We start from the raw sequence: 12334 nt of genomic DNA, 5'->3' as shown, positions 1-12334 counted from the left end.
TCCCCCTCCCACAGGGCGTATCACTGGTCTTTCAGTTCGCGCCACATGTGGATTTTATCGAAGTAATCCACGCCCACCCGCACCGCCAGCGGTTCCAGACCGTATTGAGTGAACCCACAGCGCTGGTACAGCGCAAACGCGGCGTCATTACCGGCGGTGACGGTCAGCTGGATCACTTTCAAGCGCGGATGTCGGCGCGCTTCATCCAGGGCTGCCTCGACTAACCGCAGGCCCAGGCCTCTTTGCTGATAGGCCCCGGTCACGTACATACCGAACAGGGTCACCTTGTGCCGCGCCTTCTCGCGTGGCTCGTACGCCAGACCGACAATACCCGCCAGTTCATCGCCGTCGAAACCGCCCAACAGCCGATCCAGTGGGTTGTCGAGGCGCTTTTGCCACCAGCTCAATGGCATCGCCGCCCGCTCGGCCACGCTGGAGGTGAATGCCTGCGGATAGGCGCCGTACGCCTCCAGCATCAAGGCCCGATAAGCCTCGGCGTCGTGGGCCCCCAGTGCACGGATGATCATAGGCTTCAGGCCGTTGCGGTCAGTGACGCACGGTAAAACGGCAGGATCAGGTCGCGTGTCAACGGCGCCAAGTGCAAGCCGCCATCACCGGCAGGATCGATCCAGCGTACCTCTTCGATTTCAGCAGCGGGGGTGACCGGCACATCGATGCGTACCTGGAACAACTCAGCTTCGACGGTAAAGCCCGGCTCGTTGACCGCGGGTGCGCTGAAGTTGCCGAGGTAGAGGGCTTGGCTGGGGTCGATGCACAGGTTCAGCTCTTCGTGCAGCTCGCGGGCCAGGGCCTCGGCAGGTTGCTCGCCGGCGTCGATCTTGCCACCAGGCTGCATGAACGCTTGGGTGCCACGCTTGCGTACAAGCAATGTTTGGCCGTCGCTGCCGATCAGGAGGGCGGCGGCGATGCGGATAGTAGAGGTGCTCATGAAAGGTTCGCGGTCTCTTCGGGTACTTTGATAAAAATGGCGTATTTCGCGCCTTCCATTGCCTCGAACGCAATGAGCTTGTCCACCAGCGGCAGGTTCAGCACCTTGCCGGCGTTGAGCAGCAACATGCCGTTATCGGCATTGAGGTTACGCGCCAGGACCATGCCGTCCGCCAGTTCACGGGTGGTCAGGACCTTGACGGTGGGATCGCCCAGCGTCACATCACTGAGGAACTTGGCGCAGGCCTGAATAAAATCGTCGACCAGGCTTGGGTCGTAAAGGCGCCCGGCATACTTCTGGATGTAGAGCAGCGCTTCATCACTGTTCATCTGCCGCTCAAGGATCAGGCCTTTCTGCAACTCGATGAAATCCACCGCCAGTTTCAGCAGGCGTGAACCGAACGGAATCGCCTCCTCCTTGAGGTGATCGGGAAAGCCGCTGCCGTCATAGCGTTCCTGGTGGTGACGAATGATCCGCGCCGCATCCTTCATCGGCTCCAGCGTCATCAGCAGCGACTCGCTCTGCGTCGGATAGGCGCGGTACAGATCGCGGTCAGTGCTGTGCAGCCTATCGGCCGGGGCGGTCATCATGCTGTCGGTCCAGCTGAGTTTGCCGATGTTGTAGAGCGCGGCGGCCATGGTCAGGTCGCGCGTGCTGACCTCGTCCATCGCCTGGGCGTTGCAGTACACCCGGATCAGGTCGATCAACTGGCGGTTGGTCTGCTTGTCCTTGGGCAGGCGCAAGTTGGCCAACAGCGAAAACACCTCGGTGCCCGTCACGTAGCTGCGCTTGAGTTCTTCGTAGGCCAGGTCAAGCATGTCGGCGGTCTGCTGCAGCTCACCGGTGCGCGACTCCACGCGCTTTTCAAGGGTCGCATTGAGTACCTTGAGCTGCTCGTTCTGCACCTGGGTCAGGCGCTCCAGGCGCTGATGTTCCAGGGCCTGCTGCAGGATCAGCTTCAGTTCATCGTCATTCCAGGGTTTGCCGATGTAACGGTGGATCTGGCCTTCGTTGATCGCCTTGATGATCGTCGGGAGGTCGGCATACCCGGTCAGCAGGATGCGGCTGGTGGCGGGATACACATCGTGCACCTTGGCCAACAGCGTGGCCCCGTCCATGCCCGGCATGCGCGCATCGCTCATGACCAGGTCGATGGGCTGCGCCGCCATGATTTCCAGGGCCTGGGCACCGCTGCCGGCGAGCAGCACATCGTAGGGCTGGCCGCGCAACAAACGGCGCAGGCTATTGAGGATCGACTCTTCATCGTCGACCAACAAAATGGTGGGTTTTTCGGTGGAAAGCTTCGCGAGTTGTTCATCCATGCCGACTGCGCCTTCAAATTAAACAAAATTGAGCTACATTGAGCCCTTGTCCCAAGCCGTCTTCCCTCGCTTAAGGCGTGGGGTTGATTTGACGCCAACTGGCCGTCGATATCAAGGGAGCTCGACTATGCTCTCATAGCCGCTGGCAACCCGCTCAGACGTGCAACCAGGGAAGAAGTCATTATGCAGTCGCACCTTTTGCCATCGCTGTGCGCCGTATGACCCCGGATTCAGTCAAGGCCAACCGTCGTATTCTGATCGTCGATGACACTGCCTCCATCCACCAGGACTTTCGCAAGATCCTCTGTGCCGACGCAGACGCCCAGCCCTCGCTGGACACCCTTGAGCACACCCTGTTCGGCACCCCGGCCAAAGTGCGCCAGGTGTTTGAGCTGGACTCCGCCTACCAGGGTGAGGAAGCCCTGGCCCTGGTCCACAAGGCACTCGCCGCCGGCGCTCCCTATGCCATGGCGTTCCTCGACATGCGCATGCCGCCGGGTTGGGATGGCTTGCAAACCATCGAAGCCCTCTGGAATGCCGACCCCAACCTTCAGATTGCCCTGTGCACGGCGTATTCCGACTACTCCTTCGAGGCCATCGAAGCGCGATTGAAATACAACGACCAGCTGCTGATCCTCAAAAAGCCCTTCGACAACCTGGAAATCCGCCAGATGGCCAGCGCCTTGACGTGGAAGTGGCAGCTGGCCCAGGACGTCGCGCTCAAAGTGAGCAGCCTGGAGCGCACCGTTGAAGAACGTGTGCAGGAACTGCTGAAAGTCTCGCACCTGCTGCAGTACGACGCGCTGACCGAATTGCCCAACAGTACGCTGCTGGGCGACCGGCTGACCCAGGCCATGGCCTTGGGCCGTCGGCATGACACCCAACTGGCGGTCATGTTCATCGGACTGGACCGTTTCAAGCGCATCAACAATGCCCTGGGCTATCCGGTAGGCGACGAGGTGCTGCAGCAGGTCAGCCAAAGCCTGGTGGCGGCGGTGCGTGAGTCGGACTCGGTGTTCCGCTACGGCTCCGACGCGTTCGTGATCGTGCTCAACGATATCCAGCACCCCCAGCAGACCCAGGGCGTTGCCCAGAAACTCCTCAAGGTCATCAGCGCGACTCGCCACGTCGCGGGGCATGACCTGAGCATCACGGCCAGCCTGGGCATCAGCATTTACCCCAATGACAGCGGCACCGCGGTGGAGTTGATCAAACACGCTGAAACGGCCATGCACACCAGTAAAGAGCGCGGCCCCGACAGTTTCAGCTTTTATACCGACGCCATGAACCTGCGCGCCCAGCATCAGCAAAACCTGGAAAGTGCGATCCGCCAGGCCTTGGAGCGCGATGAGTTTGTGCTGCACTACCAACCGAAGCTGGACCTGAAATCCGGGCGGATCGTAGGAGCAGAAGCCCTGATACGTTGGTTTCAACCCCGCTCAGGGTGGGTCAGCCCCGTGGATTTCATTCCCGTGGCTGAGGACAGTGGCCTGATCGTGCGCCTGACCCAATGGGTACTGCGCGAAGCCTGCCAGCAGGCACAGGCGTGGCGCGTGATGGGCCTGCCCTCGCTGTGCATCTCGGTGAATATCTCGGCGATTGACTTCCGCCAGCGGGATTTTGTCGACAACCTGGCCGCGATCCTGAAGCAAAGCGGCCTGCCGCCCGACCGACTGGAGTTGGAGATCACCGAAAGCGTGTTGATGCAAAATGTCGACGACACCGTTGAGAGGCTGAACAAGATCAAAGCCATGGGCGTACGCCTGGCCCTGGATGATTTCGGCACCGGTTACTCCAGCCTCAGCTACCTGCGACGCTTCCCCATTGACGTGCTGAAAATCGATCAGTCTTTTGTGCAAGGCCTGAATGTGAATAACCAAGACGAACAGTTGATCAGCGCTATCATCGGCATGGGCAAGAGCCTGCGGTTGAGCATCATCGCCGAAGGGGTGGAGACGCTGGAGCAACTGAAGTTCCTGCAAACCCAGCAATGTGAAGAAGGCCAAGGCCATCTGTTCAGTAAGGCTGTACCTTCAAAGGATTTCGCCCAGTTACTGCAAGTGGGCTCCGCGCCCCTGATGCCCGATCAATAGCCGAACGCAAGGAGTGCTCGTTTGAGCGCAGTCTCAACTACTCGAATTGGCCTGATGTTCACGTGTTGGCTGGTCACGGCAGCGCCCTTGATGGCCGCCCCGTTGGACGAGCCGCTCAAGCCGTTGCCGGCGGCGCCGGCCCTGGACCCGGCTAAAGTCGAACTGGGCCGCCAGCTGTTCAACGAGCCGCGGCTGTCGGCCAATAACACCTTGTCCTGCGCCAGTTGCCATCGACTGGACATCGGCGGTGCCGATGACAAACCGTTCTCCATTGGCTTCGATGGCCACCCGGTGGAGATCAACACGCCCACGGTGTTTAACGCCAGCCAGAATTTCAAGCAGTTCTGGAACGGCCGGGTGGACACGCTGGAAGCGCAGATCGAACAAGTGGTCATCAGCCCGGTGGAGATGGGCAGCGACTGGAAAACCGTGGTGCAGAACCTGTCCGCCCTGCCCGCTTACCAGGCCGCTTTCAGCCAGTCGTACCCCGACGGCGTCACCGCCGCCAACGTGCAAAATGCGCTGGCCGCTTATGAGCGAACGCTGCTGACCCCCAACTCGCGGTTCGACCAGTACCTGTTGGGCAATACCGATATCCTCACGATCCAGGAAAAGTACGGCTACCAGCGCTTCAAGGAGTACGGCTGTATCGCCTGCCACCAGGGCATCAATATCGGCGGCAATATGTTCCAGAAGTTCGGCGTGATGGGGGACTACTTCAAGGCGCGCGGCAACCCGGTCGAATCGGACCTGGGGCGCTACCTGCTGACCCAGGACGAGGAAGATCGCCATGTGTTCAAAGTGCCCAGCCTGCGCAACGTGGCGGTCACCGCGCCGTATTTTCACGACGCGTCGGCCAAAACACTGGAAGAAGCGGTGGATGTGATGTTCATCTACCAACTGGGCCGCACGCCCTCCGCCGAAGACAAGGCGCTGATCGTGCAGTTTCTCAAGACCCTGACCGGCGAATGGGCAGGCAAGCCGCTATGAGCCAACTCTCATGACCCTTTCTCGCCGCCGTACCAGCCAGTTTCTCCTCAGCCTGATGACGCTGCTGCTGGCCTCGATCCTGGTGTTTCTGTACGTGAAGTCGTCCCGCGATCAGACGGCCACTTACACCCAGTCCCGCGACCTGATCCGCCAACTGCAGCAACTCAATGCGCAATGGGACAGCGAGGTGCTCAAGGCCAGGATCGCCGTCACGCACAACTACGACCCTCTGGTTACCCCCCTGCGGGAAATGACGCGGCTGTGGGCAGTTCTGCAGAGTCACCCCACCTATCACGCCCCAGAAGACCTGTCCCGCTGGCAAGCCACCCTGGAGGGTTACCAGGCGGCGATCCAGGAAAAAGCCCGGTTGGTGGATCAGTTCAAATCCCACAACGCGGTGCTGCGCAACTCCCTGGCCTTCTTGCCGACCGCCGAAGACGATATCCAGGCCCAGTTCAGCCGCTATGACGAGGACGGCAGGCGGCAATTGCAAAGCGTCGCCACCGACACCTACGACCTGCTGCTCAGCAGCCTGGAGTTCGCCCAGGTCACCAGCGACGAGCGTGCCGCCGATATCCTGGTGGGCCTGGGCAAGCTGGCGGTGAACAAGGAACAGTTGCCAACCGAGTTCCAGGCACCGGTTGAGATCCTGAGCAAGCACATCGAGCTGATTTTGCGCGAACAACCGCTGGTCAATAATTTGCTCGAACGGATTGCAGCCATTCCCGTGGCCGACCGCCTGGATGAGCTGACCAATTACCTCAACCAGGATCAACAGGCGGCCGACCTCGTCGACCAGAAGTACCACCGTTACCTGCTGGTGTTCGCCACCCTGCTGGTGGTTTTGCTGCTGTACCTGGCCGTGCGCCTGCTGCGCAGCTTTGCCGAGATCAACCGCGTCAATCGGGCCTTGCAGGCCGCCAATGAAACCCTGGAGCAACGCGTGGAGCGGCGCACGCAGCAGCTCAAGGATGCCCAGAGTGAGTTACTCGACAGCGCCCGTCAGGCCGGCATGGCGGAGATCGCTACCAACGTGCTGCACAACGTCGGCAACGTGCTTAACAGCGTGAACATTTCCGCCGACATGGTTGCGCGCAAATTACGCAGCAGCAAGGCCCAGGGCCTGGGCAAGGCCATGCAGTTGATCAACGAACACCAGGGGGACCTGGGTACCTTCCTGACTCAGGATGAAAAGGGTAAGTTGCTGCCCGGCTACCTGAACCAACTGGTGGAGGCGATTGCCGTCGAGCAGCAAGGCATGACCGACGAACTGGCGCAACTGAGCAAAAGCGTCGACCACATCAAGGACATCGTCTCCACCCAGCAATCCTATGCCGGGGCGTCAACGCTGCTGGAGCCGGTGCATATCAGCGTGTTGATGGAAGATGCCTTGCGGATGAATGCCGGTGCGCTGAGCCGCCACAATGTGACAGTGGTCAAGCACTACGCCCAGGTGCCGGAAATCCTGGCAGACAAACACCGGTTGCTGTTGATCATGGTCAACCTGATCAGCAACGCCAAATATGCCATGTCCAACCTCAGCGACCGGCCACGGCAGATGACCCTCAGGGTCGAGCAGAGGGATGACGATACCCTGCAGATCAGCGTGAAGGACGATGGCGAAGGCATACCGGCCGAAAACATGACCCGCATCTTTACCCACGGTTTTACCACCCGCAAGGAAGGCCACGGCTTTGGCCTGCACAGCTGCGCCCTGGCCGCTGTGGAGATGAATGGCCAGCTCACCGCCCACAGCGACGGGCCGGGCCGGGGCGCGGTATTTACCTTGACCATTCCTCTGACCCTTGCCGGAAGTCCCGCATGAACAAGCCCCCTAACCGACGCATCCTGCTGATTGATGACACGCCGTCGATTCACGACGACTTCCGCAAGATCCTGATGCCCGTGGTTGATTCCAACCAAGTGCTGGATGAGATGGAGTCAGCACTGTTTGGCGCTACGGTCAAAGCCAAGGCTCCGGTCTTCGAGCTGCACTCAGCTTACGGCGGAGAAGAAGGCCTGCAATTACTCATCTCGGCGATGGCACAGCAGCAGCCCTATGCCCTGGCGTTCGTCGACATGCGTATGCCCCAGGGCTGGGACGGTGCGAAAACGATAGAGGAACTCTGGAAAGTCGCCCCCGACCTGCAGGTGGTGGTGTGCACCGCGTACTCGGACTATTCCTGGGAAGACCTGCTGGACCGCCTGAATGGCCATGATCGCTTGCTGATCCTGAAAAAACCGTTCGATAACATTGAAGTCCAGCAAATGGCCAATACCCTGGCCAATAAATGGGATATGGCCCGTCGCGCCACGCTGCAAACCACTCACCTGGAGCAGTTGGTGGAACAACGCACCCAGGCGCTGCAACTGGAAATCGACGAGCGCAAACACCTGGAAAGCCAACTGGTGCAGTCGGAAAAGCTCGCCTCGCTTGGCCAACTCGCGGCGGGTGTGGCCCATGAAATCAACAACCCGGTGGGTTTTATCTCATCCAACCTCAGCACCCTGGACAGCTACTTCAACCAGCTGCAACAGATGCTCGATGCCTATCAAAGCGCCGAAGAACTGATTGCCCCGCAAGAACCGCGCGATCAACTCAAAGTCCTGCGAACCGGCCTGGAGCTGGATTTTCTCAAGGAAGACATTCCGATTCTTATCCGGGAGTCCAAGGAAGGCATCGGCCGCGTGGTGCAGATCGTCAAGGACCTGAAGAACTTCTCCCGTGTCGACAACGACCAGACCTGGCAATTTGCCAACCTGCAACAGGGCATCGATTCGACCCTGAACATCGTCGCCAGTGAACTCAAGTACAAGGCCGATGTGGTCAAACACTACAACCCATTGCCGGAAATCGAATGCCTGGCCTCGCAGCTCAACCAGGTGGTGATGAACCTGGTGATCAACGCCGCACAAGCCATGGGGCCGGAACGCGGCACCATTACCATCAGCAACGGTGTGGAAGGCGAGAATATCTGGCTGGAAGTGGCGGACAACGGCTGTGGGATTACACCCGAAACCGTGCAGAAGATCTTCGACCCGTTCTTTACCACCAAGCCGGTGGGCGAAGGCACCGGGCTGGGGTTGTCACTCTCCTACGGCATCATCAAGAAACACCATGGCAACATCTCCGTCAGCAGCGAGGTGGGCAAGGGAACGACCTTTCGGGTGGTGTTGCCGATACGGCAAACGGCGGCGTAGGGCACGCCGCCGAATCAGGTTCAGGCTTCGGCTTTCTTCGCACCGGAGCCAAACGATGCAAACCGCTTGTTGAAACCGGCAATCCGGCCTTCAACCTGAGTCTTGCGCTGCTGGCCGGTGTAGATCGGGTGCGAGGCGCTGGAGACGTCCAGCGGGATGTACGGGTAGGTGTTGCCGTCGCTATGTACATGGGTGCGGTCGCTGTCAGCGGTGGAGCCGATCAGGAAGAACACGTCGGCGGCGGTATCGTGGAACAACACGGTACGGTAGTCGGGATGGATACCAGCTTTCATAAGGCCTCCTGGGCGTCTGGGTGGATTCAATGTGTTATACAGTAACGCAAATAATGCACCCAAACGAGAACCGATTGCAATAAGGACAAGCCCCAGCTCAATGCCCTTATCGGTTGTCCCGGCTTTCCCTACAGGCGCAGAATGGCGGATCGACCTGTAGCGTTGAACCTGAGGAAAAAACCGTATGAGCCTGTCGTTACTGAGCCGTTACGCCTTCTTTGCCGTGTGCGTCATTTTCACCCTCGCCAGCCTCCCTTTTATCCATCATGAATGGCTATGGCCGATCACCCTGGTCACCGGCGTGTTGAGCCTGATCGGCATTTTCGACCTGCTGCAAAGCCCCCACGCCGTGCGCCGCAATTACCCGATCCTGGGCAATATCCGTTACCTGGTGGAAGCCATTCGCCCGGAAATCCGCCAATACCTGCTTGAGTCCGACAGCGATGCCCTGCCCTTCTCGCGGTCCCAGCGCTCGCTGGTGTATTCGCGCGCCAAGAACGAAACAGCGGACAAACCCTTCGGCACCCTGATCGACGTGTACCAGTCGGGCTTCGAATTCATCGGCCACTCCATGCGTCCCGCGCCCCTGAGCGACCCCAACGCGTTTCGCGTGATGGTCGGCGGCCCACAGTGCACGCAACCCTACTCGGCGTCGGTGTTCAACATCTCGGCGATGAGTTTTGGCTCGTTGAGCGCCAACGCCATCCGCGCGCTCAATCAGGGTGCCAAGCTGGGTAACTTTGCCCACGACACCGGCGAAGGCAGCATCAGCCCTTACCACCGCGAACACGGCGGCGACCTGACCTGGGAACTGGGCAGCGGCTACTTCGGCTGCCGCACCAGCGACGGCCGCTTCGACCCGGAACGCTTCGCCGTGCAGGCACAAAACCCACAAGTGCGCATGATCGAAATCAAGATGAGCCAGGGCGCCAAGCCCGGCCATGGCGGGATCCTGCCCAAGCACAAAGTCACCCGGGAAATTGCCGACACCCGCGGCATCATGATGGGCGAGGATTGCATCTCGCCGTCGCGCCACAGCGCATTTTCCACGCCGATCGAACTGATGCAGTTCATCGCCCAACTGCGTGAACTCTCCGGTGGTAAACCGGTGGGTTTCAAGTTCTGCCTCGGCCACCCGTGGGAATTCATGGGCATCGCCAAGGCCATGCTCGACACTGGTATCCTCCCGGACTTTATCGTGGTCGACGGCAAGGAAGGCGGCACCGGCGCCGCGCCCGTGGAGTTCACCGACCATATCGGCGTGCCGCTGCGTGAGGGCCTGCTGTTCGTGCACAACACCCTGGTGGGCCTGAACCTGCGCGACAAGATCAAGCTCGGCGCCAGTGGCAAAATCGTCAGTGCATTCGATATCGCCAGCGTCTTGGCCATCGGCGCCGACTGGGCCAACTCGGCGCGCGGTTTCATGTTTGCCATCGGCTGCATTCAGTCGCAAAGCTGTCACACCAATAAATGCCCCACCGGCGTCGCCACCCAAGACCCACTGCGTCAGCGCGCCCTGGTGGTGCCGGATAAGGCCCAGCGGGTGTTCAACTTCCACCGCAACACGCTCAAGGCGCTGGCGGAAATGCTCGCGGCGGCCGGCCTGGATCATCCGTCACAGCTGTCGGCCAAGCACTTGGTGCGGCGCATGTCGGCGACTGAGATCAAGCTGTTCTCGCAGTTGCATGTGTTCCTCAAGCCGGGCGAGTTGCTGACGGGCGAGGTGAACGGCGAGTTTTATTCGCGCATGTGGCAGATGGCGCGAGCGGACAGTTTTGAGCCGCATGAAGTGGCGGCAGCGTAAGGGAGCGATACCGTGTTGAAAGTCATCGCCGAAGATTTCATCAAGCCCGAACACGTGGACACCGTGCGCCCGTGGTACGCCGAACTGGTGGAGAAAACCCGCCAGGAACCCCTGTGTATCGCCTACGACCTGTATGTCGATCAAAAAGACCCCGGACACTTTATCTTTATCGAGCAGTGGCCCGACCAGGACGCACTGGATACCCATTGCCAGACCGAACACTTCACCCGGCTGGTACCGAAAATCAATGAGTACCAGGCAAAGCCCTGCCGTGTACTGCTGATGGATGCTTTCTAGGCCGCTCGTATTGCGTGCAAGCCGGCAGCGCCCATGGCGTATTCGCCGGCTACCACGCTGTGTGAGTGATCATGGATATCTAGAGACATTCAGTAATATCCCGGCTTTGCAATTGCTTACAAATACCGCCAACCTGCGCCCGCCCGACGTGCGGCGTGCGACATCCCTGCCACGCGCCTGTCATTACTAAACTATTTGTTCAAGAGCCCGCTGCCATGCTGAACGGACGCGACCCGCGCATCGATTTTTTTCGGGGCCTGGCGTTGATCTTCATTTTCTGGGATCACGTCCCCCACAATCCCCTTGGCCAGATTACCCTGCGCAATATCGGCTTCAGCGACGCGGCTGAAGTCTTCGTGTTTCTTGCTGGCTACGCGTCCGTGCTGGCCTACGGCAAGGTCCTGCAGCGCGAAGGCTACTGGATGGCCTGCTTGAAGATCCTGCGGCGCACGTGGGTGCTGTACGTGGTGCATATCTTTTTGCTGGCGATGCTGATGGGTATTGTGTTCTTCACCAACAGCCATGTGGAAACCCGCGACCTGGTAGAGGAGATGGGCCTGACGCATTTCGTCACACACCCGCAGCAAGCCCTGGTGGATGAATTGCTGCTGCGCTTCAAGCCGAACCTGATGGACCCGTTGCCGCTGTATATCGTGCTGCTGGCCGGCCTGCCGTTGGTGCTGCCGTTGCTCCTGCGCAAGACCTGGGCGGTGGTCGCGGTATCGATGGCGGTGTACCTGCTGGCGCCGCACCTGGGGTGGAACCTGGCGGCGATCGCAGACGGTGTGTGGTACTTCAACCCGGTCACCTGGCAGTTCCTGTTCATACTGGGCGGTGCGGCGGCCATTCACGGGCAAACGCCACGGGCGCAGGATGATCGCCCCCTGCTACGCCAGCCGCTGTTCGTCACCGCAGCGGTCTATTCGCTGGTGGCCTGCGTGATCACGATTGCCTGGCGCTGGCCCGACGTACATGACGCGTTGATGCCTTCCGCACTCAGCGAGCTGCTCTACCCGATCAGCAAGACCGACCTGTCGCCGGTCCGTTTGCTGCACTTCCTGGCCCTGGCCTATGTCACCGCCAAACTGTTGCCGGGGCGTGCCTGGACGCAAAACTGGCTGGCACGGCAAACCTGCCGGATGGGGCGCTATTCGCTGGAAGTGTTCTGCCTGGGCGTGTTGCTGGCGCCGCTGGCTGACATGGTCAACGCCCTGGCTGGCGATACCTTCACCATGCAGGTTTTCACCGCCCTGGCCGGCGCTGCGCTGATGGCGACGCTGGCCGCGTGGCTGGAGTTCAACAAGCGCCTGAACACGCCCATGAAGTCCGCAACCCAGGTACATAGTTAACCCCAGGCGCCAAAGGCGCCATGGTCCCCTTGGCCT

11 protein-coding genes are annotated in these 12334 nt (G+C 60.2%); 7 read left to right on the top strand and 4 right to left on the bottom strand.

Going from position 1 to position 12334, the window contains the following annotated elements:
- Window positions 1-20 precede the first annotated feature (20 nt).
- Genes QCBJ_RS22910 through QCBJ_RS22900 form a run of 3 tightly spaced genes read right to left on the bottom strand, consistent with a single transcriptional unit; the run spans window position 21 to window position 2271 of the window.
- Window positions 21-527, bottom strand: a complete 507-nt coding sequence (locus QCBJ_RS22910) for a GNAT family N-acetyltransferase (RefSeq protein ID WP_093542016.1) — start codon at window positions 525-527, stop codon at window positions 21-23.
- A gap of 5 nt (window positions 528-532) precedes the next feature.
- The gene (locus QCBJ_RS22905; RefSeq protein WP_012722455.1) at window positions 533-949 is read right to left on the bottom strand and encodes an NUDIX domain-containing protein; all 417 of its coding nucleotides are present in this window, start codon (window positions 947-949) and stop codon (window positions 533-535) included.
- The gene (locus tag QCBJ_RS22900; RefSeq protein ID WP_102061659.1) at window positions 946-2271 is read right to left on the bottom strand and encodes an HD domain-containing phosphohydrolase; all 1326 of its coding nucleotides are present in this window, start codon (window positions 2269-2271) and stop codon (window positions 946-948) included. Before QCBJ_RS22900 ends, QCBJ_RS22905 begins: the two co-directional genes overlap by 4 nt.
- Before the next feature lie 218 nt (window positions 2272-2489).
- Between QCBJ_RS22900 and QCBJ_RS22895 the strand changes: the two genes are divergently transcribed.
- From QCBJ_RS22895 to QCBJ_RS22880, 4 genes are read left to right on the top strand one after another with little or no spacing between them, the layout of a single operon-like run.
- On the top strand, window positions 2490-4364 hold the full coding sequence (locus QCBJ_RS22895) for a bifunctional diguanylate cyclase/phosphodiesterase (protein ID WP_102061658.1): 1875 nt from the start codon (window positions 2490-2492) through the stop codon (window positions 4362-4364).
- Window positions 4365-4418: 54 nt separating this feature from the next.
- Window positions 4419-5354, top strand: coding sequence for a cytochrome-c peroxidase (locus tag QCBJ_RS22890; RefSeq protein WP_102061657.1), 936 nt, complete (start codon window positions 4419-4421; stop codon window positions 5352-5354).
- Between the two features lie 10 nt (window positions 5355-5364).
- On the top strand, window positions 5365-7179 hold the full coding sequence (locus QCBJ_RS22885; protein ID WP_102061656.1) for a DAHL domain-containing protein: 1815 nt from the start codon (window positions 5365-5367) through the stop codon (window positions 7177-7179).
- Entirely contained in the window at window positions 7176-8555 is a 1380-nt protein-coding gene (locus QCBJ_RS22880) for an ATP-binding protein (protein WP_102061655.1), read from the top strand. Before QCBJ_RS22885 ends, QCBJ_RS22880 begins: the two co-directional genes overlap by 4 nt.
- 20 nt (window positions 8556-8575) lie before the next feature.
- Here QCBJ_RS22880 and QCBJ_RS22875 read toward each other — a convergent pair whose 3' ends face one another.
- Window positions 8576-8848, bottom strand: a complete 273-nt coding sequence (locus QCBJ_RS22875; RefSeq protein ID WP_064054876.1) for a type B 50S ribosomal protein L31 — start codon at window positions 8846-8848, stop codon at window positions 8576-8578.
- Window positions 8849-9032: 184 nt separating this feature from the next.
- Between QCBJ_RS22875 and QCBJ_RS22870 the strand changes: the two genes are divergently transcribed.
- The 3 genes from QCBJ_RS22870 to QCBJ_RS22860 all read left to right on the top strand — a co-directional run bounded on the left by QCBJ_RS22870 (window position 9033) and on the right by QCBJ_RS22860 (window position 12298).
- Entirely contained in the window at window positions 9033-10652 is a 1620-nt protein-coding gene (locus QCBJ_RS22870; protein WP_012722446.1) for an FMN-binding glutamate synthase family protein, read from the top strand.
- Between the two features lie 12 nt (window positions 10653-10664).
- A complete protein-coding gene (locus QCBJ_RS22865; RefSeq protein ID WP_102061654.1) occupies window positions 10665-10949 on the top strand; it encodes a putative quinol monooxygenase in 285 nt (94 codons plus the stop codon).
- Window positions 10950-11164: 215 nt separating this feature from the next.
- Window positions 11165-12298 carry an OpgC family protein gene (locus QCBJ_RS22860; protein WP_102061653.1) on the top strand — a complete coding sequence of 378 codons (1134 nt, stop codon included), beginning with the start codon at window positions 11165-11167 and terminating at the stop codon, window positions 12296-12298.
- Window positions 12299-12334 lie beyond the last annotated feature (36 nt).

This window comes from Pseudomonas sp. QC2, from assembly GCF_002859085.1.
Taxonomy (GTDB): Bacteria; Pseudomonadota; Gammaproteobacteria; order Pseudomonadales; family Pseudomonadaceae; genus Aquipseudomonas; species Aquipseudomonas petroselini.
This window is presented reverse-complemented; position numbering and strand designations above follow the sequence as displayed.